Below are 26,617 nucleotides of genomic sequence, written 5' to 3' on the forward strand. Positions count from 1 at the left end.
GTTCCGCCATGATAATTCGACAACTATCCCTCGCCCCTGATTTCTGAGAACCGGCTCGCGCGGCTCGCCTGCTCGTCCGGTAACCAGCCCTACCTTGTGCCAATCTACTACGCCTACGACGATAGATGCACCTATTCCTTCACTATGCCGGGCCGAAAGCTGGACACCATGCGGGGCAACCCTCAAGTGGCGCTTCTGGTCGAAGAAAAAGGTGAGGCCCGTTCTTGGAAGAGCGTCGTCGCCGAAGGCCGCTTCGAGGAGTTGCCCGACCGCATTGACATCAAACGAGAGCGCGACCGGGCCTGGTCTCTGCTTAGCCAGCACGCCAACTGGTGGGAACCCGGCGCGCTGAAGCCCGTCGTTGCACCGCTCGTCGACCATGCTTCGCACGTCTTCTTTCGAATCCATGTCGAGCGGATGTCCGGGCGGGAGGCCCATGAGAAATGAGGCAGAGCGGCGGATGCGCGTCGACGTCGAGCGTCCAAGCAGCTACTCGACCAGCAGGGCGAACGCTTTCCTGACGGCCGCCAGTGCATTTGGCGCCAGACGCACTGTCAGATCAAGACAAGCAGCGTCATCCGGCGCGGCAGCTGCCACGAAACCAAAACGGGAAGCGTTCAACTCAATAGCAGTCCGTCACGGCCCCCGCGTGAACGGTTCTCTCTGGATCACGTGCGGCGGTGGTGGCGCTTGTAACCTGCGCTGGGAAGGTGGCCCAACGTCCTGGATGTGAAGCTTCGCGGATGGTCACCTTCGCAAGGGATCAGCAACGAGGCTTGGCGCGGCCTCCGGCTCCCAGTCAGTTTTCCAAGAGCCGCCGGTCCTCCTTGGAAAAGGAAGACCGACGGACGAGGTTGGCGAAGCTGTGGCCCGGGTGGCAGCGGCCATATCGCCGCGACGTTTCCTTCCTGATCGCGGGATCTTGGTTCGGCGCGCCTTGGCGCCAAGCCTGCCTGTCCGCTCGGTCCATCACTTCCGCCTCCTTGACGCGGCCCCCGCCGTCCGCGCCATTTCGCGTCTGTTGGCCCGCGCTACCTGGCCGCCACGGCCTGGCCGAAGAGTTCGGCGAACACGGCTTTGGCCTTGCCGGTCTGCTTGACGGCCTTCGCTGCGTCGAGGTTGACCGGCTGGCCCACCTCGATCAGGGCGACCATGCCCATTCCGTAGTGCGGCGCACACTTGACGCCGTAGACGCCTTCCTTATCGAGCGTTACCGTGAAGACCTCGTTGAACTTGCTCTTGAAGGCCTCGGCGCCTTCCGGGAGCATGCCTTTGATCGTTTCCACGTTGTGGCCCTTGTCGGTCGGCACGAAGCGAATGGTATCGCCGGGGGCGGCGCTGACGAAGTCGGGTTGGAACACCATCGCACCCTTCTCGCCCTTGTTCAGCATCGTGACCTCTATTTCGGCCGCGCCAGCCGCGCCTGCGATCGCGACGGCCGCGCCTAGCGCCAGCGCTGCGATGAGCTTCTTCATTTTCCTGGTCCTTTCCTGGTATGCGGCTCCAATGCCGTTGAAGGCTTTATTAGTGCGTGTCGCCAACAGGCAGTTTGCGCTGGCGCAAATAGCCGCTAGAAATCGAACAGGAGCGGCGCCCCACAGGAGCAGCGCCCCACAGGAACAGCGCCCCAGACTGGAAGCGAAGACAATGCCTCTCGACAGGTCCCTGATTTCGGGATTGCCCGCGTTTGCCGGCCTCGACGGCAAAGACCTCGATGCTATTCTCTCTCGGGCGCGGTCCTCCCGCTTTCCCAAGGATTTGGAGGTTTTCGGACAAGAGGAGGAGGCCACGTCCTTCTTCCTGCTCCTGTCGGGTCATATCCGCGTCGTCCGCACCTCGCCCGAAGGGCATCAAGTGATCGCTCGATATATCACCGAGGGTGAACTCTTCGGCATCGCCATCGCAATGGGCAGGACGACCTATCCGGCGTCCGCGGTCGCGGCGGTTGATTGCGTCGTCCTCGCCTGGCCCAATTCCGCGTGGGCAGAACTGCAATCGCGTTTCCCGACGTTCGGGGCCAGTGCCTACCGCACGATCGGTTCCCGCCTCCAGGAAACCCAGGCGCAGGTCATGGAGATGTCGACCCAGCAGGTCGAGCAGCGCATCGCCAGCTGCGTATCGTCAGCCAGTCCGGACGAAAGACGCCAGAAGGGATCGAGATCGACTTTCCAATCACGCGTCAGGACATCGCGGAGATGACCGGAACGACGCTGCATACGGTCAGCAGGCTGCTCAGCGCCTGGGAAGACCAGGGTATTGTAAGGAGCGGGCGCCAGAAGGTCACCGTGACTGACCCGCATGCGCTCATGCTGGTGTCTGAGAACAGGCGCAAGGGGCCGGCTGCATAGCGCCGCCGTCACGTCGCTGGCATAAACGGGCGCGTTCAATACGAGCTTTGTAGAATGGGAGCAATCGGGGGTTCCGATAAGTTCCTACCGTCGATTCTCGTCGGAAGCCGACTTCTTCGAAAAGGGCGAGGTGAATGTTGGCCAATTCCGGGTCGCGTCGCGCAAAATTTGATCTGGATCAAGTCGCATTCAGCCGCGAGCGGTAATCGACATCAGCCAAACGTTTGGAATTCCAATGATCTCGGTGACGGATCCGCTATTTTGCCAACTGCCTCTCCGGGTGGAGCGTGCCGCATGCGGCGCATGCGGTTCAGAGCGCCGCGACGCCATCACCGAGGAAGGCCGACGGCGCGTTCGCAAGCGGATCGCTGCTTATCGCCTCGAGAAGTTCCTGGGAGAAGGATTCCAGGTCGACCCGATGGGCGTGGCATGCGTCGGCGACCGTATGGAAGATTCCGATCGGACAGCCGATGCAGAGCATTCTGTTGCGGATCATCACCCTTATGGTTGCCGGCCATCGCCGCATGATCTCGTCGACCGTCATATCGGGATCGATGGTTTCAGGTTGGTTCACGATAGTCGTCTCCAAAGAAGGCCATCTAAACCGTCCGCCTCGCCCGGAACTTTGCGCAGGCGCAAACAAATGGCGGAACGAGCGGGCTGGGACGAATTGCGCGCTTGCCGTGCGGAAGTCAGGCACCTAAAAGTAGCAGGCACGATACCACTTTGTGTGCTGCGATGAATTCTGCTGTTTACGATCGCGCCCGCCCGCAGGCGGAAATGCCGCTGTCCCACCCGTTGGTCGACCGCGGGTTCATTGCCGCGCTTGTCCGCGATTTCTACGTCCGCGTCAGGTCGGATACTCGCCTCGGACCCATCTTCGCTGCGGAAATCCACGGCGACTGGGAACCGCATCTGGAGAAGATGACCGACTTCTGGTGTTCGGTCATTCTGAAGAATGGCGCGTACAGCGGCCGCCCCGTGCCTGCGCACCTTAAGCTGAAGCAGGTGCGCGAGGAGGATTTCGACATATGGCTCGGTCATTTCCGCAAAACCGTCGAAGAGCGATGCCCGCCTGAGGTAGCCGAAGTGTTCGTCGACCGCGCCGAAAGGATCGCGCGGAGCCTGAAGGTCGCCATGTTTTTCCGGCTTGATCGCCCGACCGCGGGGGCGGCGGGATGATAAACGCGGAAGGGCCGGCTTTTCCCGCCGAGACGACGGCTTTCGTAGCGTGGGCGGGCATGCTCGCGCTGACGTCGCATTTTCGTCTAGCTGACAGCCTGCTAGGGTGGGTTCTTTCTGCGATGAGAACCAGGAATCCGCGGGATGCGTCTCACCTTTCAGACGGACTATGCGCTCAGGATGCTGATCTACCTGGCGGTCCACCGGGAAAGACCGTGCCGAGTAACCGACGTGGCCGCGGCATACGGGATATCACGCAATCACCTCCTGAAAGTGGCTTTCAGGCTCGGGCGACTGGGTTACCTCACCACGGCTCGGGGGCGCACCGGCGGCATAGCGCTCGCCCGGCGGCCGGAGGACATCAACTTGGGTGAGGTCGTGCGGCACATGGAAGACGACTTCGCTCTGACGGAGTGTATGCGCAGGGATGGCGGCTTGTGCGTCATATCCCCTGCCTGCCGGCTCGAGGGCGTCGTCGTCAAGGCGCTGCAGGCGTTTCTCGCTGTCTTCGATGGCTATACTCTGGCTGACATAGCCGCAAACAGATCCGAACTGGTGGAGTTGTTTGAAATGCACAGAGTTTCTGGGGAAGTTGCCTGAGCGAATGCCGTACCTGGAGGGAATGCATGATATCGAACCTCAAATCCTCTGAACGGCAGTACGCCTTGCTCATCGCGGTGGCAGTAGCGCTCGCGGGACTCGCCATGGCCGCCCTCGGACGCTCGGACACTCTCGGTGTGCACGGCGTCATCGTCATGCTTTTCGCGGGCGTCGTTATCTACCTCATCATGTCGTCGCTCTACGGGCCAGAACCGACCGAAGACCGAGCAGTCTCCTATTACGACGATCCCATCAAGGTCGGGATCGTGCTGTCGATGGCCTGGGCTGTCTTCGGCATGTTCATGGGCGTGTGGGTGGCCGCGCAGCTCGCCTGGCCAGACCTCGCCTTCGATGCGGCCTGGTCCAGCTTCGGGCGGCTGCGGCCAACGCATACGTCCGGCGTCATCTTCGGGTTCGGCGGCAACGCGCTCATTGCCACATCCTTCCACGTCGTGCAGCGCACGTCTCGCGCGCGGCTAGCCGGCCAGATAAGCCCTTGGTTCGTGCTTCTCGGCTTCAACCTGTTCTGTGTTCTGGCCATTTCCGGATATCTGCTCGGTACCACCCAGTCGAAGGAGTACGCGGAAGCCGAGTGGTACGCCGACTTGTGGCTGGTGATCGTCTGGGTGACCTACTTCATTCTCTACATCGCCACGATCGCGCGTCGGAAAGAGCCGCACATCTACGTCGCCAACTGGTACTTCATGGCCTTTATCCTGGTCGTGGCCATCCTGCACATCGTCAACAACCTCGCGCTGCCGGTGTCCTGGGGGCACGCCAAGAGCTACACGATCTGGCCGGGCGTGCAGGACGCGATGGTCCAGTGGTGGTACGGCCACAACGCGGTTGCGTTCTTCCTCACCGCAGGTTTTCTCGGCATGCTCTACTACTACCTGCCGGTCCGGGCGCAGCGACCGATCTTCTCCTACCGTCTCTCGATCCTGAGCTTCTGGGGCATCACCTTCTTCTACATGTGGGCGGGTTCCCACCACCTGCACTACACCGCGCTCCCCCACTGGGTGCAAACGCTCGGCATGACCTTTTCCGTGATGCTTCTCGTGCCTTCGTGGGCATCCGCGGGTAACGCGCTGCTGACCCTCAACGGCGCCTGGCACCGGGTCCGTGACGATGCGACCCTGCGATTCATGATGGCCGCGGCAGTCTTCTATGGGCTCTCCACCTTCGAGGGTTCGTTCATGGCGATCAGACCGGTGAACTCTCTCTCGCACTACACGGATTGGACAGTCGGCCACGTCCATGCCGGAGCGTTGGGATGGGTCGCGCTCATCACCTTCGGCTCCGTCTACACGCTCGTCCCGGCGCTCTGGAAGCGCGAGCGGATGTATTCGGCCGCGCTCGTCGAGGTCCATTTCTGGCTCGCGATCGCCGGAACGCTGATCTACGTCTTCGCCATGTGGAATTCCGGCATCATCCAGGGTCTGATGTGGCGAACCTATACCGAGGAAGGCGCTCTCGCCTATTCGTTCGTCGATTCACTGGTGGCAATGTATCCATACTATATCGCCCGCGCCATCGGCGGACTGCTGTTCCTGCTGGGCGCACTGGTCGGCTGCTACAACATCTGGATGACGGTCCGTATGGTGCCGCTCGCGGCAGCCCGTGAGACAGACGCACCCGTCATCCCCGCCGCAGTACCGGGAGAATGACGGATGCCTGAACTTTTCCACCGCAAGATCGAGCGGTCCGCGATCCTCTTCGTACTTGGAATAATAGCTGCGGCCAGCGTTGGCGGCATCGTCGAGATTGCTCCCCTGTTCACCATCGACGAAACCGTCGAGCAGGCGCCCGACATGCGGGTTTACACCCCGCTGGAGCTCGCGGGCCGCAACATCTATGTCCGTGAAGGCTGTTACGCCTGTCACAGTCAGATGATCCGCACCCTGCGCGACGAGGTCGAGCGCTACGGTCCGTATTCGCTCGCCGTGGAATCCCAATACGACCGGCCGATGCTCTGGGGGTCGAAGCGGACCGGACCCGACCTTGCGCGTGTTGGGGGAAAATATTCGGATTTCTGGCATGTCGCACATCTGACGAATCCACGCGACGTCGTGCCGGAATCGAACATGCCCGCCTATGCCTGGCTTGCCCGTACGACGCTGAAGACGGACGACCTGCCGCTGCATCTGGCGGCCCAGCGGGCACTCGGCGTACCCTATACCGAGGCGATGGTGGAAAACGCTGCCCGCGACGCCTACGGGCAGGCGACCCCCGACACTGATTTCTCAAGCGGGGTGACTGAGCGGTATGGTGACAAAACCCAGGTGAGCGCATTCGACGGCGTCACCACACACGTCACCGAGATGGACGCGCTGGTGGCCTACCTGCAGGTGCTGGGCAGGCTGACGGGAGCCGCGTACGAGGATACGGCGGCGCCGGAAAAGAAGCCGGACCCGGAAAGCTGACGGGAGGACCGATGATGGATTTCGACCACGACACGCTCGTTGCCCTGTCCAAGAGCTGGGGCCTTTTCTACCTGATGGGCTTCTTCCTCTGTGTCGTTGTCTACGCCTTCTGGCCGTCCAACCGAAAACGTTTCGACAGGGCCAAGACCAGCATCCTCGATCGGGACGACAAGCCATGGAAGTAAGCGAACGCGATCCCGCTACCGGCCGCGAAACGACTGGCCACGAGTGGAACGGCATCAAGGAATTGGACACGCCGGTCCCGCGCGGGGTCCTGATGTTCCTGATCGTCACGCATATCTGGGCGCTCGCATGGTGGTTCCTTGTGCCGGCATGGCCGTTGGGAACGACATACACCAAAGGGCTTCTAGGCGTTGATCAGCAGACGACGGTTGAAGCACGGGTGATTGAAGGCCAGCGCGAGCGCGCCGCCTGGACGGCCCGGCTCGAATCCGAACCTTACGACGCCATCATGGCGGACGAAGCTCTGATGCAGACCGTCCGTCACACCGGGCAGCAGCTGTTCGGCGACAACTGCGCCGCCTGCCATGGACGCGACGGCAAGGGCGGCGCGAACTATCCCGATCTCACGGACGACGACTGGCTGTGGGGCGGCGGTCCCCAATTGATCGAGCAGACGATGCGCGTCGGCATCAACACCGCCCATCCCGAAAGCCGTGTCGGGCAGATGCCTGCTTTCGGCCGCGACGACATGCTCGACCGGAACCAGGTGCGCGACGTTGCCGCCTATGTCTACTCGCTGACAAATCCCGACACCTCGACACCGCAGAACCTCGGCCGCATCAACGCCGGCAAGGAAGTCTTCGTGACGACATGCGCGGCCTGTCATGGCGAGAACGCGCAAGGCAATCGCGAGGTCGGAGCGCCGAACCTGACCGACGCGTACTGGATCTACGGCGGAAGCATGGACACCATCATCGCTTCCGTCCACGGAGGCCGGCAAGGCCACATGCCGACCTGGGACGAGCGGCTGACCACCGCGGAAATTCGGACACTTGCGCTTTTTGTCCATGACCTGGGGACGCGCCAGCCATGACCCCCCGCAGAAGCACTCGCCTTCCCGGCGGATGGATCCTCTGGTTGCTCGTCCCGGCGGGGCTGCTGCTCTTCGCCGGCGCCAACGCGCATCTTGTCTACGTGGCGTTCCAATCGCAGCCGGACTGCGTGGCGCACGTGAAGGATACCAGCGACGGCGGCGGCTATCGCGCCGCCAAGCCAGCCTGCTGAAGGAGAAAGTCATGGGCGAGGCCGACGAATCCTACTGGCTGCTGAGCGAGACATCCGGCATCGGTGAGACCCGGGATACCAAGCTTCAACGCCACCTTCCCGTCCTGGAAGGATTGCGTTGGCTCGCTGCGGGCTGGCGCGATTTCTGGACCCACCCCGCCTCCAGCCTCGCTTACGGTGTCGGCGTTTTCGTGCTTTCGGTGGCGTTCGTGTGGACCCTCGTCGAGTTCGGTCGCGACTATATCCTGTTTCCATCGCTTGCCGGCTTCCTGATCGTCGCTCCGTTCCTGGCGATCGGGCTTTACGAGAAGAGCCGCGCGATCGGCGAAGGCCGCGAAATCGGGCTTGCTTCGATGCTTCATGTGCGACCGAGAGCGGGCGCGCAGATCTTCTTCACGGGCCTGCTTCTCTGTCTCCTGATGCTGCTCTGGATGCGGGCGGCGGTTCTCCTGTGGGCGCTGTTTTTTGGCGTGACGGCATTTCCGGGCCTCGACAATGTGATCGGGATACTGATTGGCACGCCATCGGGATGGGCGATGTTGATCATAGGAACGGCGATCGGCGGTCTGTTCGCAGCCTTCGCGTTTTCGATCAGCGTGTTCGCCGTTCCTATGCTGCTTGACCGGCGCGTCGATGCTCTGACCGCGATGGCCACGAGCATGAAACTGGTGTGGAACAACCTGCCGCCGATGATCGCCTGGGGTGCCATGGTGCTCGTGCTTTTCGGCATCTGCGTCGCCACTGGCTTTATCGGCATGATCGTCATCTTCCCGCTGCTCGGACACGCGACATGGCACGCCTACCGGGCAGTGGCCCGGCCGGAGGCCTGATCGATGAGTTGCTGCGCGCCGGGATCCGAGGCGGCCCTGATGATTGGGCCCGGGCGGCGCGAGATCGTCCCGCAAGAGGTGGTCTTTGCGAGCCGAGATCTCGGCGATGGTACGATTCAGACGGACTTTTCCGTCCCTCAGGTGCATTGCGCAGGCTGCATCGGCGCGATCGAAGGCTTGCTCAGCCAAGTCGAGGGCATCGTTTCCGCGCGGGTGAACCTGACTGCAAAACGTGTCGTAGTGAAGTGGCGGCGGGACGGCGCCGTGCCGCCGATGATCGAAACGCTTCGAAAAGCCGGTTACGAAGCAACACTCGCCGAGCCTGAGAACGGAGGCGGCGATCCGGAGATGGGCCGCTTGCTGCGCGCCACGGCCGTTGCCGGCTTCGCCGCCATGAATATCATGCTTCTTTCCGTCTCGGTCTGGTCGGGAGCGGACGCCGGCACGAGGCACGCATTCCACCTGATCTCCACGGCCCTCGCGTTGCCGACGCTGGCCTATTCGGGCCGGATTTTCTTCGCTTCCGCGTGGAGCGCCCTGCGCGGCGGCCGGACGAACATGGACGTGCCGATCAGCGTCGGCGTGCTGCTCGCATTCGGCCTCAGCGCATACGATACGGTGACGGGCGGAGCCCATGCTTACTTCGATGCGGTGACATCCTTGCTGTTCTTCCTGCTGGCTGGACGCGCTGTGGACCAGGCGATGCGCGGACGCGCTCGCGAAGCGGTCAGGTCGCTCGCGCGGATGATGCCGCGAGGCGCCACGGTGCTCACGCCTGATGGCGAACGCGAATATCGCGACGTATCCGCTATCCGCAGCGGCGAGACTGTCCTTGTTCTCGCGGGAGAGCGCGTGCCGGCCGATGGCACCGTAATTTCCGGAAACGCCTCGCTCGACCTGTCGGTTGTGACGGGCGAGTCCGCCCCGGAGTCGGTCCGACCGGGGGCCAGCGTGCTGTCGGGATCGCTCAACCTCGACGGGCCGCTGACGTTGCGTGTCGACCGACCTCAGAAAGAGTCCTTCCTTGCTGACATGATGCGGTTGATGGAGGCTGCCGAAGGCGGCCGCGCCCGTTATCGGCGCATCGCCGATCGGGCCGCCTCGCTTTATTCGCCGGTGGTCCATCTGCTTGCCTTCGCCACCTTTGCAGGGTGGATGATCACCACCGGAGACCTGCACCGATCACTGACGGTGGCGATCGCCGTCCTCATCATCACCTGCCCATGCGCGTTGGGCCTGGCCGTGCCGATGGTCCAGGCCGTCGCTGCGCGGCGTCTCTTCGCTCTCGGTGTGACCCTCAAGGACGGCGCGGCTTTGGAACGGCTGGCCGAAGTCGATCACGTCGCACTGGACAAGACGGGTACGCTCACCTCAGGCCTGACAAAAGTGGCGTCTTTCACTGTGCCGGACGACGAGATCGAAGCGGCCTCCGCGCTTGCCCGGTTCTCTCGGCATCCTGCCTCGCGAGCGGTGGCGGCGCTGCATCCGGCCGGGCAGGCTGCCGTCGAGCAGATTCGGGAGGAGCCCGGAAACGGCATCGAAGGCACGGTCGGCGGCCGCGTTTACAGGCTCGGCCGCCAATCTTGGGTCGACGCCCGCTCCACTGCCGGTTCCGCCTCGGCCGAAGCCTGGTTGTCGGCTGACGGCCGCGTCCTCGGCGCGTTCCGGATTTCCGACAGCCTCCGTCTCGGAGCCGCCGCCGCTACAAAGCGCCTGCGCAGTCTCGGCCTCGGCGTCGAGATCCTGTCCGGAGACGTGGAAACGGAGGTAAGGAAGGTGGCAGGCATGCTCGGCGTAGCAGCAGCCACTGCCGGGATGCTTCCTCGCGACAAAGTCGCGCGGTTGGAAGTCCTGCGCGCGCAGGGACGCAAGGTGCTGATGGTCGGTGACGGCCTCAACGACGCGCCCGCATTGGGAACGGCTCACGTGTCGATGGCGCCCTCCTCGGCCGCGGACGTCGGGCGCAACGCGGCCGATCTCGTGTTCCTGGGCTCCAGCCTGGACAGCGTTCCGAAAGCGATCACCATTGCCCGCAAGGCTAGGCAGCTCGTCACCCAGAACATTGGGCTCTCCATCCTTTACAATGCGCTGGCCCTCCCGCTCGCGGTTACAGGCCACGTTACGCCGCTGGTCGCGGCGGTGGCGATGTCCACATCATCCATCCTGGTGGTTGCCAATGCGCTTCGTCTTTCGGGTCCGAGCCGAGATCCGCAAGGAATACAAGGTGGCGTGACGTCCACTCATCTCGCGGAGGCTGCATGAGCCTGCTCGCCTGGCTGGTCCCCATAGCACTCGGCATGGGCCTGGTTGGGCTTCTCGCCTTCCTCTGGTCGATGAAAAGCGGCCAGCTCGAGGACCTGGACGGAGCAGCGGAGCGGGTGCTTCTCAACGAGGCGGCCGACACCCCGCTGCCGGATATGGAACAGCCATCACCGAACAGGCGTTGATCTCTAAGGGAAGCGACAATGGGCGAAACTGCCGACAGAAAATTTGACTGGATAGCGGGGCTGGCGACTGTGTCCGGCGTTGCGGTGATGGTTCCAAGCCTTGTCGCGCTTGCAGTCGCCCTGATCGCGGTGATAGCCGCTTTGTTCTAGGCAGGAAACGACGGCCACAGCCCGGCATCACGGCCGCACGGCCGGCGTCTCGACCAGAAGGCCGCGGGCCCGCTCCGTCAGATGGAGCTCCAGGTCGACGAGTTCGGGTGCGCCGAATGCGAAGGGCTCGGCTCTGACCCCGATCATGCAGTTGCGCAGGCGCCGCTGCAGCGAACCGACCGTCTGCCACTCCAGTCGGTAGAGCGGATAGCCGGTCGGATGCGCCTGCGGGATGACACTGCCGCCGAGCCGTTTGCCCCAATTGTCGTCGTGGCAGGAGGCGCAGGAGAGCTCGAGCTGTCCGATGCGGCTCTGGAACAGACGCCGGCCGTTGTCGCGAAACGGCGCGAGCCGGGCGTCGGTCGCCGGCGTGATTGGCATGCCGCGCGACTGATGCGTCACATAGGCCGTCAGGGCGAGCAAAGCGTCGGACTCCGGCGCCAGCGGCTCGGCCTGCTGCCGCTCCGCTCGACAGGAGTTGATGCGCCCGGCAAGGTCGATCGGCCGGCCGGTCGCCGCGTCAAAGGCCGGGTAGCGCGCGGCAGCGCCGCGCATCGTCTGGCGGGCATCGTCATGGCAGCCGGAGCAGGCGACATCCGCCCTGCCCTGCGCCTGTTGCCAGAGCTGTTCGCCCTGCAGCACCCACAGCATGCCGGGATTGCTCATGTCGTCGGCCTGCAGCGCCTGCGTCTGCGGCGTCATGAAGTCGAAGCCGGAGCGCTTCTCGACGTCTTCGATGTCGGCGGCGATGGCAATGCCGCAGACGACCGCCGCGATAATCCCCACCAGGCCCCCGAGGGCGCGCATCAGCTCACCGTGATCGTCGCCGACGCCGTTTGGGTCTTCCCAGCATCGTCGGTCCAGGTGAAGTCGATCGTGCCGCTCGTTGTGGCAACGAGCGTGAAGGCAATGAACGGATTGGCCGATACCGCTGGAAAGAGATCGGCCGAAAACACCTCCTCGCCATTGTAGGTGCAGGTGAAACGGCGGATAATGTCGCGGGGGATATTGGAGCCGTTCGGGCCGATACGATAGCCGGTTTCCATGGGATGGGCGATCATCGCCTTGATCTCGACGACTTCGCCCTGCCTAGCCACTTTCGGCACATTGACGAGCGCGCGCGCCATTATGAAAGGTCCTCGATACAGGCGGCCAGCGTGACGATGGCGCTCGCCCGGCTCGACCAGAAGCTGCCGTCGCTCATCTCAGCGACCGCGACAACGACCTGCGAGGTCGCGAGCCGGATCCGCGTCGAGACCATGGCGCGGCCGGAGCGCGCCCCGAGGTGGAAAACCGCGACATTCGCCTCCGGGTTTTTCTCGTTGAAGACCGCGATGCGCCGGACATGGTCGTCTTCGGTCATCGGGCTCTCGGCGACGACTGTGATCCCGACCGCGTTGCCGTTTTCTACCAGAGGCGGCAGGTCGAGCCGGACGCGGCCATCGAGAACGTTGGCGCCCCCGGTGAAGGTCCGGATCGCTTCCTCGAGGCTCGGACGGGCAACGGCCCAGCGCGGCAGGCTGATCGCCAGCAGGCCGGTCATGCCGGCCCGAAGAAACTGCCGCCGTCCGACCATGCCTGCGTAAACTCGAAGCGGGTCTTCGTGCATGATCACCCCTTCAGCGTCTTGAGATAAGCGACGATATCCTCGATATCGGCGCCGCCCAGGATCGGCTTGCTGCGCCAGACGGTGGCAACACGCTGGCCTTGCTCATCCGCGACCCGATAGTAGGAAGGCATGATCGTGTTCGGCACCAGCCGCTTCATGTCGACGACGCGCAGCCGGATCTGGCCTTCCGAAAGTCTTGCCCCGACGCCGGTCAGGTCGGGCGCCAGCGTGCCGTGCAGATGCGCGTCGGGAAACGGCCCGCTGTGGCAGAGCGTGCAGAGGCTGCGCTGCCGGTCCGCGATCAGCGCGGCGCCGCGCGTCGGATCACCCTTGTCGACAATCAGAGGTTGCATGATCGCATCGCCGGTCACGACATAAGACCCCGTCTCCTCGCCGGCACCGGGCGAGGCCGCAAGCTGCAATCCCATCAGAGCCAGAAAAGCCACCCTCATCATGCGAACACTTCACTGGTGATCGTTCGGAACCAGTCCTGCGCATAGGCCGCTTCCAGTTCGCGGACGGAAAGCGGCGCTTCGAGCGGGCTGGTGCCGCCCGCACCCTCCACCTCGGCAAGCAGCCCGTCACGTGGCTGGTAGACGCCGGCGATCGAAATGCCGTAACCGGGCGCGACCAGGCTGTAGCAGGTGTTGATGAGCTTCGGCTGCGCCGGCTGCCGCTCCCTGACCAGGGCGGCGACCGCCGCGGCGCAAGCTTTTGCCTGGGCGTTGGCGCTGAAGGCGGATTTCGGCATCGCCCCGCCGATCGCCGCGTCGCCGATGACGTGGATCGCCGGCTGCAGGCGGGACTCGAAGGTGACCGGGTCGATCGGGCACCAGCCCGTCTGGTCGGCAACGCCGGCCGACTGCGCAATCGCGCCCGCACGCTGCGGCGGGATCACGTTGGCGACATCGGCAGTGTGATTGCCGAACTCGGTCACCAGCGTCCTTGTCGCCGGGTCGACTTCCGTCACCCTGCCCCCCGACGACAGCGGCACCCATTCGATCAAGCCGGGATAGAGTTCTTTCCAGGCCGCTTCGAACAGCCGCTGCTTCGAAAAGGCGTCCTTGGTGTCGAGGATGATCAGTTTGGATCTGGGTTTGCTGGTCTTGAGATAATGCGCGATCAGGCTTGCCCGCTCGTAGGGACCGGGCGGGCAGCGAAACGGATTGGCTGGCGCGGCGAGGATGACGACCCCACCGTCCGGCATCGCCGCGAGCTGGTCGCGCAGCAGCAGCGTCTGCGCGCCAGCCTTCCACGCATGCGGCATGATCGCCGCCGCCGCCTCGTCGTAGCCCGGCAAGGCGTCGAAGCGCAGGTCGATGCCGGGCGCCAGCACCAGCCTGTCGTAGTCGATGTCCGTGCCATCCTCCAGGCGAACACGCCAGCGCTCGGCATCGACGGCGACAGCCCGCTTGCGGATCAGCGCGATGTCGCCGAACTGGTCATAGCTGAAAGTCTGCGCCTCGATGCCACGCAGCCCGGCAATCACGGCATTGCTGAACGGGCAGGCCAGATAGGCGGGCTCTGGCTCGATCAGCGTCACCGCAAGATCGCGATCCAGCCGTTTCAGCGCGCGGGCGCAGCTTGCCCCGGCAAAGCCGCCGCCGACAATGACCACGCCGGGCTGCGTCTGTGCGCGCAGCTGCGGCGCGGCAAGGACGGCCGCGGCGACGCTAGCCGCCACGCCGCCGATCAGGGCTCTACGGCTGGGCATGGCGTACGGCCTCCGGCTTGGCGAGCCATTCGGCGATGGCGCGCGTCTCCGCCTCGGTAAATCCCCTGGCGATGCGGTCCATGACCGTTGCCTTGCGCTCACCGGAACGGAAGGCTTGCATCTGGGCGACGATGTCGTCTGCCGCGTGGCCGTCGAGCGAAGGGATGGCTGAGCCGAGTGCCGCCGGCCCGTGACAGCCGGTGCATGCCGTAGCACCAGGCGCCGCGTCGGCCCATTCCGGCGCGCTGGCCGCAAGCGCCGCAAGCAGGACAGGCGCCGCAAGCAGGACAGGCGCGAGCGCCCGTCCGCCAGGCCTGTTCTTCGCGCGCCTCATATCAGGCGAGGTCATGGTTCTTCAGCGGCAGCGTGCGGATGCGTTTTCCGGTGGCGGCGAAGATCGCATTGAGGACGGCCGGCGCGGCGACCGCGATGGTCGGCTCGCCGACGCCGCCCCAGAAGCCGCCGGACGGCAGGATGATCGTCTCCACATCAGGCATTTCGGCCATGCGCAGGACCTCGTAGCTGTCGAAGTTTTCCTGCTCCATGCGCCCGCCATTGACGGTGCATTCGCCGTAGATGCAGGCGGAAAGGCCATAGACGAAGGAGCCCTCGACCTGCCGCTCCACCTGTGCCGGGTTGACGACATGACCCGGATCGGTGGCCGCCACGATGCGATGGATCCTGAGCTGCCCATCGGTGACCGAAACCTCCGCTGCCGCCGCCACATAACTGCCGAAGCCCATGATCTGCGCCAGGCCGCGGTGAACGCCGGCCGCGGGCGGGGTGTCCCAGCCGATCCGTTCGGCGACCGCCTCCAGCACGGCGAGATGTTTTGGATGTTTGGCCATCAGCTTGCGGCGGAAGGCGAGCGGGTCGACGCCGGCCGCATGGGCGAGTTCGTCCATGAAACACTCGACGTAGAGCGCGTTCTGGTTGAGGTTGACGCCGCGCCAGAAGCCTGGCGGGATCGGCGGGTTGCGCATCGCATGATCGACAAGCAGATTGTCGACCGTATATCCCAGTGTGCCTTCCGTGCCGCTGAGGACGAGCCCTTGGAAGACCACCGGGTCCATGCCGTTCTGCATGCCCTGCAGCCGCACCGCGGCAAGGATCGACTGGCCGGATATGCGCATGTGCAGAGCGGTCAAATTGCCGTCCGCGTCGAGCGCGCCCGTCAGCCGGCATCGGGTGGTCGGGTGATAGGCGCCGTGCAGCATATCCTCTTCGCGCGACCACATGAGCTTTACCGGCGTTCCCGGCACCTGCCTGGCAATGCTGACCGCCTGGCGCACATAGTCCTGGAAGTTGCCGCGCCGGCCGAAGCCGCCGCCGAGATGGATCTTGTGCACCTCGCATTGCTGCACCGGCAGGCCGGCGGCCTCGGCCGCTGCAGCAAGGCTCGCCTCGCCATTCTGGGTCGGCACCCATACCTCGCAGCGCTCCGGCGTGTAGAGCGCCGTCGCGTTCATCGGCTCCATGGTCGCGTGGTTCTGGTAGGGGAAGGCATAGGTCGCCGTGACCGTCCGGCCGGCGGCGGACAGGACAGCACCGGCGTCACCTTGCCTGGCGCCGATGAAGGCGTCATTTGCGGCGAGCCCCTCTTCGAGCATCGCCGCGATCGAGGCGCTGGTGACCTGCCTGTTGGGGCCTTCGTCCCAGACGATCGGCAAGGCATCGAGAGCGGTCTTCGCCCGCCACCAGGTGTCGGCGACAACCGCAACGGCGGTCTCGTCGACCTGAACGACAGTGCGCACGCCCGGCATGCCCGCCACCGCCGCCGCGTCGAAACTCTCCACCTTGCCGCCGAAATACGGGCAGGCCCGGATCGCCGCGTTGAGCATGTTCGGCAGCTTGAGATCGGCGCCGTAGACCTGGCTGCCGTTAAGCTTGTCGGCCGTGTCGAGCCGCGGCAGCGGCTTGCCGGCTATGGTCCAATCCTTCGGGTCCTTGAGCGTGACATTGGCGGGCGGCGTCATTCGCGCGGCGGCGGCAGCCAACTGTCCATAAAAGGTGGCGCGATCCGATGCTGCATGGGTGACCATGCCCATCCTTGCTGTGCATTCGCTGGCCGGCACACCCCATTCGGCGGCCGCGGCGGCAATCAGCATCTCGCGCGCAACGGCGCCGCCAATGCGCACATACTCGTGCGACTCGCGGATGCCGCGGCTGCCGCCGGTCGAGAAATTGCCCCACACGCGGTCGCGCGCCAGGTTCTGGGCCGGCGACGGATATTCGGTCGTGACCTTGGACCAGTCGCAGTTCAGCTCCTCGGCGACGAGTTGCGCCAGGCCGGTCAGTGTCCCCTGCCCCATCTCGGAGCGGGCGATGCGGATGACCACCGTATCGTCGGGCCTGATCACCACCCAGGCATTGATCTCCGGCGCCGCCTCGCCGCCCTCGGCGCGTGCCGGCTTGATGAACGGCACGTTGAATCCGAGGGACAAGCCGCCGGCCGTGGCGGCCACGCCGATGATGAAGCTGCGGCGGGAGAGGGAAATTGTGGCGTTCATGACTGTTCTCCTCAACCGCGTTGCGTGGCTTCGCCGGCTTTGGCGGCCAGCTTGATCGCGGCGCGCACCCGGTTGTAGGTGCCGCAGCGGCAGATGTTGGTGATCTCGGCGTTGATGTCCTCGTCCGCAGGGTTCGGGTTCTGCATGAGCAGACCCGCCGCAGCCATGATCATGCCGGCCTGGCAGTAGCCGCATTGCGGCACGTCGAGCGCCAGCCAGGCCTGCTGGACCGGATGCGAGCTGTCCGGCGAAAGCCCCTCGATGGTGGTGATTTGCTGGTCGGGCTCGACCGCGCTCACCGGAAGCGCGCAGGAGCGCGTGGCGACCCCGTCTATATGGATGGTGCAGGCGCCGCAGGCGGCAACGCCGCAACCGTACTTCGTTCCGGTAAGCCCGATCTGCTCGCGGATCACCCACAGCAGCGGCGTGTCCGGATCGACCTCGATGTCACGTGGCATGCCGTTGATGATCAATCTGGCCATTGTGCAATCCTTTCGATCAAAGGCTGGCGAGGACCGAGTCTGGATGCCGCCCCTGGCGACAAAGACCGGATGTCCCGGCTAGCGACGAGGCCAGGTTAGGCGGGAGCTGTCGCAGAACCTTGTCCCGAACACCGGCAGTTCATCGCAAGTTGTCGCGGGCGCCGCGCTCTGATACATTTCGTTACACTTCTCACGCTTTGTTGATGTCGGGCGAGATTGCCGCCATGGCGCGGAAGGTGATCATCCGTGTAGACGCAGACTAGATATCGTCGATACTGACCGACTATTCAGCGGCGGCCTTGGAGCATTGCATGGAAGTGGCGCAGCACATCGCGGTCGTCGACGACCACAGGGACATCCGCGATCTCGTGGGGAAATACCTCACGCAGCAGGGTTATCGCGTCAGCGTCGCCGACAGCACGGCCGCGCTCAAGCGGCTGCTCGACCGCAGCCTGCCCGATCTTATCGTCCTCGACGTCATGATGCCTGGCGAGGACGGCATTGCCGCCTGTCGGCACGTGCGCGGAACGGTCGACGTTCCGATCATCTTCCTTACCGCCATGGCCGAGGAGGTCGACCGGATCGTTGGCCTCGAGATCGGGGCAGACGACTACCTGACGAAGCCGTTCAATCCGCGGGAATTGCTGGCGCGGATCAAGGCTGTGCTCAGGCGTGTCCACAGCCTGCCGCCGCAGCGCGGTCGGCTCAAGTCGAACGCGCTGCGCTTCGACCGCTGGACGCTGAATGTCGGCCGCCGCGAGCTGGTCGGGCTCGACGGCGTGGCGGTCGCGCTCAGCACGGCCGAATTCCGCCTTCTTACCGCTTTTATCGAGCATGTCGGGATCGTGCTCAGCCGGGATCAGTTGCTCGACCTCACCGTCGGGCGCTCGGCCGACGGTTTCGACCGGGCCGTCGACAACCAAGTGAGCCGGCTGCGCAAGAAGATCGAGGCGGACCCGAAGAATCCGATGCTGATCAAGACGCACTGGGGCGGCGGCTACTGCTTCACCGCCGAGGTGGCCCAGGCATGATGCTGTTATGGAGACGCAGCCTGGCGGCCCGCTTCCTCATGCTGGTGCTGCTTGCGCTCGCCCTGTCGCAGGCGATCACCTTCCTGATCTCGTGGGACGAGCGCGGACAAGCCCTGCACGCGGCGGCCAAGGGCGAGTTCGTCAGCCGCACGTCCTCGCTTGCCATTTTGCTTGACACGACGCCGCCCTCGCTTCGACCCGACATCCTCACCGTCAGCGGCACGGCCTATACGCGCTTCTGGACCTCGCATGACGGGCCGAGCAATCCCCTCGCCTGGCAACAGGAGGCGCTGACGCAACTCGCCAAACCGCTGCCCGGCATTGCCGCCAAATATGCCGCCTACATGAACGGGCAGGCCTCGAATGCGGTCGCAGCCGCCGATCCTTCGGTGCCGCCGCGCATGCTGGACCTGTCCGGCAGTGGCAGCCCGTTCACGCGACCTGCCAAGTTTCTTTATCTGGACGGCGCCCCAAACGGCATGGGGCTTTCCGTCCGCCTTGACGACAGCACCTGGCTGAATGCCGCCTACGCCAAGGTGATGCCGAGCGCCTTCTGGACCGCGCAATCGGCGATATCGCTGGCGCTCACCGCACTCATTCTGTCCGCCATAGCGATTTTCGGGGCGCAGGCAATCGCGCGTCCGCTGCGACGGCTCGCCAATGCCGCAGAACTGTTCGGCCGCGGCGAGGCCGTGCCGCGGCTGCCGGAATCAGGGCCGGACGACATCCGCCAGACCGCCGAGGCGTTCAACCGCATGCAGGAGCGCCTGCAGCGCTTCGTCGAGGACCGCACGCGCATGCTGGCGGCGATCAGCCACGACCTGCGCACGCCGCTGACCTCGCTCCGGCTGCGCGCCGAGTTCGTCCAGGATCACGATCTTCAGGAAAAGATGCTGAAGACCATCGAGGAAATCCAGACGATGACGGAAGCGGCGCTCGCCTTCGCGCGCGAGGACGCCGCGGTGGAGGAGACGCGAACCGTCGATCTTTCGGCGCTGGTCGGCAGCCTCTGCGACGACCTCGAGGAGCTGGGCCAAAACGTCACCGTCAGTGACGGGCCAAAGGTGCTGTACCGCTGCCGGCCGGACTCGCTGCGCCGGGCGATCCGCAACCTCGTCGAAAATGCCGTCCGCTACGGCGAGCAGGCCAAGGTGAGCCTGGTCAGGCGTGCCGACAGCCTGGACATCGTAGTCGAGGACGCCGGGCCCGGCATTCCGCAAGCCGACATGGAGCAGGTGTTCGCGCCATTCTTTCGCCTGGAGCAGTCACGCAACCGGGAGACCGGCGGCGTCGGGCTCGGCCTGTCAATTGCCCGCGCCATCGCCCGCCACCACGGCGGCGACATCGTGCTGGAAAACCGGAGCAACGGCCTTCGCGCGGTCATCAGGCTGCCGCTCATCGACATGGCCAGGCAGCTTGCCCCGGCGCCGGTGCCTGAGACCAGCCCTCCGACCGGACTGCGATCCTTGCCGGCTTGACCGAAACCCGTCCCGCGATCGCGCCAGGCCCGCTGCATAGGCTCAACGGGTGATAGATTGGTTCGTCCCACCCGCGAGAGACTCGCCTCCGTCAGCGACCAGTGCATGGCCGGTCATGTAGGACGACTTATCGGACACCATGAACAGAATGACCTCGGCGATCTCGTCGGTCGTTGCGAAGCGGCCCATCGGGACGATGTTGGCGATCGCGTGCTCCAGCGCTTTGCGGCCGCCGAGTTGGTCCGTGTAGGGATCGTTGAACGGCGTATCGACCCAGCCGGGGCAGAGCGAATTGATGCGGATGCCGTAACGCGCGACATCCAGTGCGATCTGGCGGGTCATGGTGATCGATGCGGCCTTGCTGGTGATGTAGGCGGTCATCGCTCTGTCGAGGAAGACGCCGGAGTTCGACGACGTATTGAGGATGACGCCGCCGCGCTGTCTCTTCATGACCGGTAGGACTGCTTGGCAGGCGACGAACTGGGCATGCACGTTAACCGCCCAAGAGTGATCGAAACCGGCGCCGTCGATCTCCTCGACGCTGCCCGCGACCTGCACACCGGCATGATTGTGCAAGATGTCGATGCGCCCATGTCGATCGGCCACGTCCTGGATGACGCCGACGACGGCTGCATCGTCGGTGACGTCGACTCGGATGGCCTCGCCGCGCCCGCCGGCGGCGGCGATGGAGTCGACCGTGCCACGCGCGGCATCGAGATCGCGGTCAGTGACGATGACCGTCGCGCCCTCGCGCGCCATGGCTTCCGATCCGGCCTGACCGATGCCGGAGCCGGCACCGGTGACGATGGCGATCCGCCCCTGAAGTATCATTCGATTTTCCCCTAGTACCGGCGGCGAAACAGATTGCGGCGCTCGTAAACGGCGACCGCTTCGTCGATCAGCGCCGCGATGGTGTGCGCGCCGTATTCGCGACGCAGCAGCTCGGCGCGCTCTTTGAGCAGATGGGCTTCGGGAATCCGGCCCGGCCGCAACATTTCATAGGTGTCCAGAATGAGGTCTTGCGGGACGGAGACGAGGTCGGCGGCGCGTTCGAGATTGAGCGCAAGCCGGTCGCGGCCCGCATCGCGGGCGATCGATGCCTGAAGTCTGAGCACGTCGGCCGAAATCCGGATGTCTTCGGCACCGATCCGTTCCGAAATCACTGCGTCGAGCGTCAAATCGGCAAGCGGCATGCCCGACGCCGACACCGCCTGATCGGGCGCGTTCTCGGAGATGGGATAGAGGTCGAGAGGGGATGTCACGGACGAAGCCCTCCTTGTCCGATTGCAAACGCGACATCGAGCGGCCGGCCATCCGGCACTACCAGCCCGGTCTCTATCGCGTAGAGCATGGCGACGCGCACATGGTAGCGGGCGCCAAGGGCCTGACCTTCGGTCGGCACGATGACGGGTTCCGGCGCGAGCCCCAGCGCGTGGAGCGCGGCGTTGCGGCCCATTGCGCGGTAGTGGTCGAGCGTCGTGATCGGTGCATTCGAGAACAGTTCGATGTTCATGTGCGGCAGCCGGTCGGCGCGGTGGATGACTGCGGTGCCCTTGGCCTGGATGCCGATGGCATAACCCGAGCCGGAGAGGCGCGCCGCGGTGAGGCCGAGGAAGGACGTGTCGGCGGTATGTCGGATGCGGACGAGGCGCGGCACGCCGCCGCCCTCGCTCACACCATCGGTCAGGGCCAGCACCACGTCGATCAAGTCGTGGCCGGCTGTCGTTTGCGTGAGCTCGTTGCCGAATGCGGGGCTGAGGCCAATCACCACCTCGCGCGGATCCGTGCCTTTGCCGGCCTCGCCGCCTGGAATCAGCCATGGCTCCGAGGTCGGGTCGACGCGACGCTCGCTCTCCAGCACCTTCTCGCGTGTCTGAACATCGCGCACGCCTCGGACCGCTTCCCATCTAGCTTCGGACATCCGATATCCGCTGCCCGGCCCCCGGTAGTCGTTGGGATCGTTGAGCGCGCTGATGACCTTGCCGTCGCGCAGGATGGCCGACGTCTGCAGATAGTCGCCGGAGATGCGCTGGCGAAGCATCAGCAATAGGTTCTCGGCCTCGCGCCCGAAGCCCCGTTTGTGCAACGCCCGCACCACATCCACCGCCGTTAGCCCGCGATCGCGAATGGCTTCGCTGATGCGCGTGACCTCGCCTGTCGAGAAGGTTTCGGTATCGAGCGAGCCCGAGGCGGCGGCGACGGAGAGCATCCAGGCTTCCGGCACTTCGGCGAGGCCAAGCTCCTGGAAGACGGCGGCCAGCGCCTTGATCGCTTGCATGCGGAGCTCGCGGATATTGCTCTCCTCTATGGGCGTCAGCCCACCATCCGCCTCGAGGTCACGCTGCAGAGCGAGGAAGTCCTCGACGTCCTCGCCGTTGAACAGGGATGGGTTGAACGAATTGTCGTATTTGCGGATCGATCCCATGCCGGAACACAACAGGTCGGAGCCTGCCATGAGGAAGGGCGTGATCTTGGCGCCAACCCGGATCTCGGACTCGCTGACGCGGGTGTCGTTGCCGGAGGCGCATTCAAGGCCGAGCCAGACGGCGATGAGGTTTTCGGCCATGAGCTCGCGCATGCCCCCCGCCATCGAGACGGTCAACGGCGCGCCGTCGATGCCGCCGTTCTGCGTTCCCTGTACGCCCATGGCGCGCTGCAGGCAGAGGCAACGGGCTTCCAGGTAGAGAACGGACTGATGTTCGTGAAAACCCATCAGCAGCTCGGAGGATGCGCCAGACGTGCAGCGTGCCTTGATGCCGCGCGAGGCGTAGGCGGCGGTGAGGAAAGCCTTGGACCAGGGTGTGTCGTCGCCATCGACGAACGCAGCTTCCGTGCCATAAACCGATACCGTCTCGGCATAGGACGTGAAGCCAGCCATGCCGATGCGCAGCTCTTCCGCTTCCTCGATCGAGCACTGGAACAGCACGCCGCCACGCCCAACCGACGCGCCGACGGCGCAGGCGACGGCGTTGGCCCAGGAGTTCGACGCAACGCGCATCGTCGTCTCGATCTCGTCGAAGCCGAGCGCCACGGCAACGGCGGCGTCTGCTGCAAGCTGCAGAGGATCATCCTTAGCGTTGGTGACGTGCGCCTGGTTTCCCGGCGTGCGGCGCTGCCGCATTTTGGAATAGGCGAAGGTGATCTCCAGTGACGACAAGTGCGACACGACGGAAGCCAGCTTCGCCGGCGTCATGCCGCGAGCCAGCCGCTCGAGCCTTTCGCGCGGCACGTTGATGTCGACCAGCATGCGGGCGACTTCGCCCGAATCCATCGCCATCGCCTCGTCGATCACGTCGAGATCGAGATGATGTGCGGCGATGAAGGAATCGAGGATGTCGAAGTCGGCTTCCGGCTTACCGTCGATCTCGACCACGCGTCCGTTCTCGACTCGCGCCGACGGCGCGGGGTCCCACGGGCTGTGAAAGGTGGCAAAGCCCGCTTCCGGATCCTCCGCGGCAAAGCGGTCGTGCCGCAGCGGCCGCGTGTCCCATTCGTCGAAGCGGCGCCAGCGCGGGGGCGAAGTCATTGCGTCCCTCCCATATGTCGAGCGCTCAGAACCATCGCAGCCACACAAGCTGGATGAGGATTAGCACGATCACGTCCCAAAAGATCACCTCGCCGATCGTGAACCAGCGCTTCATGCGGTTGACGCGCCAGAAGCCGAGCCAGACGATCGCTGCCAGGATGAGCGGGACAAAGCTGGCGGCGGTCACTCGACCCTCTTTCCCGTGGCAGCGTCGAAATAGTGCAGCGCCTGCTTCGGGAAGGAGACGCTCACCGGCTGTCCCGGCTCGATCGCATCGCAATTCGTCTGCGTCCGCAGCGTGATTGCCTGCCCGCCCGCGTTTTGGAAGATCAGCAGCGTGTCGGGTTCGATCGCTTCTTTCACGTCCACGGTGAGCGTCATGGCTGCCGGTGCATTCGACGCCATGAATTCGATCTGCTCCGGCCGGATGCCGAGCGTGACCGGCCCGTCGGGGCGATCGACCGAGCAAGCCACCGCGCCAGCCTTGAATATGCCGCCTTTGACCACTCCGTCGATCGTGTTCATCGCCGGGCGGCCCATGAACTCGGCGACGAAGCGGTTGGCGGGCCGGCGGTAGATCGTCTTCGGCTCGTCGAACTGCACCAGCCGGCCCTCCTTCAGCACGGCGATGCGCGTCGCCAGTGTCATCGCCTCCTCCTGGTCGTGCGTGACGAAGACGAAGGTTTTGTCGAGCTTGCGATGCAGGCGGTTGAGCTCGGTGCGCATATGCAGGCGCAGCAGCGCGTCCAAGTTGGAAAGCGGTTCGTCCATGAGGCAGATCGCCGGTTGCCAGACCAGCGCGCGCGCTACGGCGACACGTTGCGCCTGGCCGCCGGAGAGCTGCGCCGGCTTGCGCTGCAGATAGTGGGCGATGCGCAGAAGCTCGGCCATGTCCTTCACCGAACGCTCGATTTCCGCGGCGGCCACTTTGCGGATACGCAGGGGATAGGCGATGTTCTCGAAGACGGTCTTGTGGCTGTAGAGTGCGTAGTTCTGGAACACCATGCCGATGCCGCGGAAGCGCGGCGGCACGTTGGTCACGTCCCTACCTTCGATCTCGATGCGGCCGCTCGACGGCTGCTCCAGCCCGGCGAGCAGGCGGCACGCAGTTGTTTTGCCAGAGCCCGAGGGCCCAAGCAGCACGATGAATGCGCCGAGATCGAAGTCGAGATCGAGCCGATCGAGCGCGACGGTGCCGTCCGCAAACCGCTTCGTCACTTCCTTGAACGAGACTGCCATTGGATGCTCCGCTGGTCCTTAGCCCTTCACCGCGCCGAAGGTCAGGCCGCGCACGAGGTGCCTCTGGACGAGAAATGTGAAGACGATGATCGGCAGGGTGGCGACCACTGCCACCGCGGCGACTTGCCCCCACAGGGTGCCGTGTGGCGTGATCAGGCCGGGAATGCCGACCGTCAGCGGCCGCCCCTCGAACGCCACGAGGATGAAGGCGTAGAGGAACTCGTTCCACGACATGATGAAGCAGAGCACCGCCGTTGCCGCGAGTCCGGGCGCGGCCAGCGGCACGATGACGCGCACGAATGCTCCGAGCTTCGAGCGCCCGTCCATCATCGCCGCCTCGTCGATCTCCTTCGGTATCTCGGCGAAGAAGCCGCGCATCATCCAGACGACCAGCGACAGATTGAAGCTCGTATGGGCAATCACCACGGCGTAGATCGTGTCGGTCAGGCCGATTGTCGTGAAGAACAGGAAGAGCGGCACCGCGATCGCGATCGGCGGCGCCATGCGCGTCGTCAGGAAGAAGAAAAACAGGTCTTCCTTGCCGGCGAAATCCGTGCGCGCGAACACATAGGCGGCAGGCGCGCCGATCAGGATCGACAGCGCAGTCGATCCCAGCGAGATGACCAGCGAATTGAAGACGAGGGGGAGATATTCCTTATCGATGAAAACCGCCGGATAATTGGCGAAGGTCGGCATGAAGAACCAGGTCGGCTGCGTCGAGAGGATATCGAGGCGGCCCTTGAAGGACGTCAGCAAGATCCAGACGTACGGCGTGAGCGCAAGCACCAGGACGCAGGCGAGGATTCCGATCGCGAGGATCTTCCAGGATTTGCTCATGGCTTAGCCCCTTGGTCCGCCGACTTCCAGTACACGGCCTTGTAAAAGACCGAGCACATGATCAGCACGACGAGGTAGACCATGAACGAGACCGCGGCGCCGTAGCCGAGATTCCAGGTCTTGAAGTTGACGCGGTAGGCGTAGATCGAGAGCAGTTCCGAGACGGTACCGGGGCCGCCGCCGGTCATGATGAAGACCTTGTCGAACTCTTTGAAGGCGTCGATGCCGCGCAGCAGAAGCACCAGCGCGATGATCGGGCGCATCAGCGGCAACAGGATGTCGGTGAACTGCCGCCACGGCCCGGCACCGTCCATTGTCGCTGCCTCGAAGGGCGAGCGCGGCAAGCTCATCAGCCCGGCCAGGATGATCAGCGTCACGAAAGGCGTCCACTGCCAGACGTCGATGGCGATGATGGTGGGCATGACGAGGCTGGGTGACGAGAAGACGGCGCTGGATTGCGACAGCAGGCCAACGGCCCGCAGATAGTGCGTCGCCATGCCGAAGTCGCCCTGCAGCAGCAGGCGCCAGATCAGCCCTACAGCGACAGGAGCTAGCATCATCGGCACCAGCAGCAGCGTCGTCAGCAGGCGCTGCCGCTCGATGTAGCGCCAGATCAGCCATGCCAGCGCGAAGCCGAGCAGGAACTCGATCGACACCGCGACCAGGACGAAGCGGATAGTACGCCAGAAGGAGCCCCAGAAGATTGCATCCTCACGCACCAGCCTGCGAAAATTGTCGAAGCCGATGAATACGCCCTTCTGGTCCGGATTGGCGAAACTCAAGTCGGTCATCGCCGTGTAGACCATGTAATAAAAAGGCCCCACGAGGAAGACGAGGACGAGCAGCGCCGCCGGCAGGATCAGGGGCATAGATGCGCCGCGGTCGAGCAGGAACTGTCCGCGCGAAGGTCGAGTGCCTTTGGTCATGATATGCCCGGCGTTCTCCCGGGGGTTGTCCCCACGG

The 26,617-nt window shown here is 64.5% G+C and carries 31 protein-coding genes and 1 pseudogene; 15 read left to right on the forward strand and 17 right to left on the reverse strand.

What is annotated here, in order from left to right; genetic code table 11:
- The first annotated feature begins 39 nt into the window (after positions 1–39).
- Complete coding sequence (locus tag AC0L2K_RS21365; RefSeq protein ID WP_473532302.1) at positions 40–447, forward strand: pyridoxamine 5'-phosphate oxidase family protein; 408 nt, start codon at positions 40–42, stop codon at positions 445–447.
- Positions 448–1,031: 584 nt separating this feature from the next.
- On the opposite strand, the gene AC0L2K_RS21370 is transcribed toward AC0L2K_RS21365, so the two are convergent.
- Entirely contained in the window at positions 1,032–1,475 is a 444-nt protein-coding gene (locus AC0L2K_RS21370) for a pseudoazurin (protein ID WP_023798487.1), read from the reverse strand.
- A 172-nt stretch (positions 1,476–1,647) separates the two neighbouring features.
- On the opposite strand from AC0L2K_RS21370, the pseudogene AC0L2K_RS21375 reads away from it, so the two are divergent.
- A pseudogene (locus AC0L2K_RS21375) lies at positions 1,648–2,348 on the forward strand (Crp/Fnr family transcriptional regulator).
- A 310-nt stretch (positions 2,349–2,658) separates the two neighbouring features.
- On the opposite strand, the gene AC0L2K_RS21380 reads toward AC0L2K_RS21375, so the two are convergent.
- Entirely contained in the window at positions 2,659–2,922 is a 264-nt protein-coding gene (locus AC0L2K_RS21380) for a DUF1858 domain-containing protein (protein ID WP_023798488.1), read from the reverse strand.
- A 164-nt stretch (positions 2,923–3,086) separates the two neighbouring features.
- Here AC0L2K_RS21380 and AC0L2K_RS21385 point away from each other — a divergent pair, with 164 nt between their 5' ends.
- The 11 genes from AC0L2K_RS21385 to AC0L2K_RS21435 all read left to right on the forward strand — a co-directional run bounded on the left by AC0L2K_RS21385 (position 3,087) and on the right by AC0L2K_RS21435 (position 11,228).
- The gene (locus AC0L2K_RS21385) at positions 3,087–3,530 is read left to right on the forward strand and encodes a group III truncated hemoglobin (RefSeq protein WP_128168227.1); all 444 of its coding nucleotides are present in this window, start codon (positions 3,087–3,089) and stop codon (positions 3,528–3,530) included.
- Positions 3,531–3,674: 144 nt separating this feature from the next.
- On the forward strand, positions 3,675–4,130 hold the full coding sequence (locus AC0L2K_RS21390) for an Rrf2 family transcriptional regulator (RefSeq protein WP_023798490.1): 456 nt from the start codon (positions 3,675–3,677) through the stop codon (positions 4,128–4,130).
- 104 nt (positions 4,131–4,234) lie between these two features.
- Positions 4,235–5,797 (forward strand): cytochrome-c oxidase, cbb3-type subunit I, encoded by a 1,563-nt coding sequence (gene ccoN, locus AC0L2K_RS21395; protein ID WP_473532303.1) that lies wholly within the window; start codon positions 4,235–4,237, stop codon positions 5,795–5,797.
- Between the two features lie 3 nt (positions 5,798–5,800).
- Positions 5,801–6,553, forward strand: a complete 753-nt coding sequence (gene ccoO, locus AC0L2K_RS21400; RefSeq protein ID WP_473532256.1) for a cytochrome-c oxidase, cbb3-type subunit II — start codon at positions 5,801–5,803, stop codon at positions 6,551–6,553.
- 14 nt (positions 6,554–6,567) lie between these two features.
- Positions 6,568–6,738 carry a CcoQ/FixQ family Cbb3-type cytochrome c oxidase assembly chaperone gene (locus AC0L2K_RS21405; RefSeq protein WP_023798493.1) on the forward strand — a complete coding sequence of 57 codons (171 nt, stop codon included), beginning with the start codon at positions 6,568–6,570 and terminating at the stop codon, positions 6,736–6,738.
- Positions 6,729–7,610 (forward strand): cytochrome-c oxidase, cbb3-type subunit III, encoded by an 882-nt coding sequence (gene ccoP, locus AC0L2K_RS21410; RefSeq protein ID WP_473532257.1) that lies wholly within the window; start codon positions 6,729–6,731, stop codon positions 7,608–7,610. The genes AC0L2K_RS21405 and ccoP overlap by 10 nt, the downstream gene beginning before the upstream one ends.
- 44 nt (positions 7,611–7,654) lie before the next feature.
- Entirely contained in the window at positions 7,655–7,801 is a 147-nt protein-coding gene (locus tag AC0L2K_RS21415) for a hypothetical protein (protein ID WP_306454942.1), read from the forward strand.
- An 11-nt stretch (positions 7,802–7,812) separates the two neighbouring features.
- Positions 7,813–8,631 (forward strand): DUF2189 domain-containing protein, encoded by an 819-nt coding sequence (locus tag AC0L2K_RS21420; protein WP_473532258.1) that lies wholly within the window; start codon positions 7,813–7,815, stop codon positions 8,629–8,631.
- A 3-nt stretch (positions 8,632–8,634) separates the two neighbouring features.
- The gene (locus AC0L2K_RS21425) at positions 8,635–10,893 is read left to right on the forward strand and encodes a heavy metal translocating P-type ATPase (protein ID WP_473532259.1); all 2,259 of its coding nucleotides are present in this window, start codon (positions 8,635–8,637) and stop codon (positions 10,891–10,893) included.
- On the forward strand, positions 10,890–11,078 hold the full coding sequence (ccoS, locus tag AC0L2K_RS21430; RefSeq protein ID WP_287239545.1) for a cbb3-type cytochrome oxidase assembly protein CcoS: 189 nt from the start codon (positions 10,890–10,892) through the stop codon (positions 11,076–11,078). Before AC0L2K_RS21425 ends, ccoS begins: the two co-directional genes overlap by 4 nt.
- 18 nt (positions 11,079–11,096) lie before the next feature.
- Positions 11,097–11,228, forward strand: coding sequence for a hypothetical protein (locus AC0L2K_RS21435; RefSeq protein WP_023798499.1), 132 nt, complete (start codon positions 11,097–11,099; stop codon positions 11,226–11,228).
- Positions 11,229–11,255: 27 nt separating this feature from the next.
- On the opposite strand, the gene soxA is transcribed toward AC0L2K_RS21435, so the two are convergent.
- The 8 genes from soxA to AC0L2K_RS21475 are packed head-to-tail and all read right to left on the reverse strand — an operon-like array spanning position 11,256 to position 17,543.
- Complete coding sequence (soxA, locus tag AC0L2K_RS21440) at positions 11,256–12,035, reverse strand: sulfur oxidation c-type cytochrome SoxA (RefSeq protein ID WP_287239546.1); 780 nt, start codon at positions 12,033–12,035, stop codon at positions 11,256–11,258.
- Entirely contained in the window at positions 12,035–12,355 is a 321-nt protein-coding gene (gene soxZ / locus AC0L2K_RS21445; RefSeq protein WP_023798501.1) for a thiosulfate oxidation carrier complex protein SoxZ, read from the reverse strand. Before soxZ ends, soxA begins: the two co-directional genes overlap by 1 nt.
- Complete coding sequence (locus tag AC0L2K_RS21450; protein WP_287239656.1) at positions 12,355–12,804, reverse strand: SoxY-related AACIE arm protein; 450 nt, start codon at positions 12,802–12,804, stop codon at positions 12,355–12,357. The genes soxZ and AC0L2K_RS21450 overlap by 1 nt, the downstream gene beginning before the upstream one ends.
- Positions 12,805–12,839: 35 nt before the next feature.
- A complete protein-coding gene (soxX, locus tag AC0L2K_RS21455) occupies positions 12,840–13,292 on the reverse strand; it encodes a sulfur oxidation c-type cytochrome SoxX (RefSeq protein ID WP_473532260.1) in 453 nt (150 codons plus the stop codon).
- Positions 13,289–14,551, reverse strand: a complete 1,263-nt coding sequence (locus tag AC0L2K_RS21460; protein WP_473532261.1) for an FAD-dependent oxidoreductase — start codon at positions 14,549–14,551, stop codon at positions 13,289–13,291. Before AC0L2K_RS21460 ends, soxX begins: the two co-directional genes overlap by 4 nt.
- Positions 14,538–14,900 (reverse strand): c-type cytochrome, encoded by a 363-nt coding sequence (locus AC0L2K_RS21465; protein WP_287239548.1) that lies wholly within the window; start codon positions 14,898–14,900, stop codon positions 14,538–14,540. Before AC0L2K_RS21465 ends, AC0L2K_RS21460 begins: the two co-directional genes overlap by 14 nt.
- Positions 14,887–17,061, reverse strand: coding sequence for a xanthine dehydrogenase family protein molybdopterin-binding subunit (locus tag AC0L2K_RS21470; RefSeq protein WP_473532262.1), 2,175 nt, complete (start codon positions 17,059–17,061; stop codon positions 14,887–14,889). The genes AC0L2K_RS21465 and AC0L2K_RS21470 overlap by 14 nt, the downstream gene beginning before the upstream one ends.
- A gap of 11 nt (positions 17,062–17,072) precedes the next feature.
- The gene (locus tag AC0L2K_RS21475; protein WP_287239550.1) at positions 17,073–17,543 is read right to left on the reverse strand and encodes a (2Fe-2S)-binding protein; all 471 of its coding nucleotides are present in this window, start codon (positions 17,541–17,543) and stop codon (positions 17,073–17,075) included.
- A gap of 311 nt (positions 17,544–17,854) precedes the next feature.
- Between AC0L2K_RS21475 and AC0L2K_RS21480 the strand changes: the two genes are divergently transcribed.
- Positions 17,855–18,574: a response regulator gene (locus AC0L2K_RS21480; protein ID WP_023798507.1), complete on the forward strand. Its 720-nt coding sequence runs from the start codon at positions 17,855–17,857 to the stop codon at positions 18,572–18,574.
- A complete protein-coding gene (locus AC0L2K_RS21485; RefSeq protein ID WP_473524914.1) occupies positions 18,571–20,052 on the forward strand; it encodes an ATP-binding protein in 1,482 nt (493 codons plus the stop codon). The genes AC0L2K_RS21480 and AC0L2K_RS21485 overlap by 4 nt, the downstream gene beginning before the upstream one ends.
- Before the next feature lie 42 nt (positions 20,053–20,094).
- Here AC0L2K_RS21485 and AC0L2K_RS21490 read toward each other — a convergent pair whose 3' ends face one another.
- From AC0L2K_RS21490 to AC0L2K_RS21520, 7 genes are read right to left on the reverse strand one after another with little or no spacing between them, the layout of a single operon-like run.
- The gene (locus AC0L2K_RS21490; RefSeq protein WP_287239553.1) at positions 20,095–20,883 is read right to left on the reverse strand and encodes an SDR family NAD(P)-dependent oxidoreductase; all 789 of its coding nucleotides are present in this window, start codon (positions 20,881–20,883) and stop codon (positions 20,095–20,097) included.
- 11 nt (positions 20,884–20,894) lie between these two features.
- Entirely contained in the window at positions 20,895–21,314 is a 420-nt protein-coding gene (locus tag AC0L2K_RS21495) for a diol dehydratase small subunit (RefSeq protein ID WP_023798510.1), read from the reverse strand.
- The gene (locus AC0L2K_RS21500; protein ID WP_287239555.1) at positions 21,311–23,578 is read right to left on the reverse strand and encodes a propanediol/glycerol family dehydratase large subunit; all 2,268 of its coding nucleotides are present in this window, start codon (positions 23,576–23,578) and stop codon (positions 21,311–21,313) included. Before AC0L2K_RS21500 ends, AC0L2K_RS21495 begins: the two co-directional genes overlap by 4 nt.
- A gap of 25 nt (positions 23,579–23,603) precedes the next feature.
- Complete coding sequence (locus tag AC0L2K_RS21505) at positions 23,604–23,765, reverse strand: hypothetical protein (protein ID WP_023798512.1); 162 nt, start codon at positions 23,763–23,765, stop codon at positions 23,604–23,606.
- Entirely contained in the window at positions 23,762–24,817 is a 1,056-nt protein-coding gene (locus tag AC0L2K_RS21510; RefSeq protein ID WP_128168211.1) for an ABC transporter ATP-binding protein, read from the reverse strand. Before AC0L2K_RS21510 ends, AC0L2K_RS21505 begins: the two co-directional genes overlap by 4 nt.
- Before the next feature lie 18 nt (positions 24,818–24,835).
- Positions 24,836–25,654 carry a carbohydrate ABC transporter permease gene (locus AC0L2K_RS21515; protein ID WP_023798513.1) on the reverse strand — a complete coding sequence of 273 codons (819 nt, stop codon included), beginning with the start codon at positions 25,652–25,654 and terminating at the stop codon, positions 24,836–24,838.
- On the reverse strand, positions 25,651–26,580 hold the full coding sequence (locus AC0L2K_RS21520; protein ID WP_287239557.1) for a carbohydrate ABC transporter permease: 930 nt from the start codon (positions 26,578–26,580) through the stop codon (positions 25,651–25,653). The genes AC0L2K_RS21515 and AC0L2K_RS21520 overlap by 4 nt, the downstream gene beginning before the upstream one ends.
- Between the last annotated feature and the right edge of the window lie 37 nt (positions 26,581–26,617).

The sequence above is a fragment of the Mesorhizobium sp. WSM4817 genome, assembly GCF_055811135.1.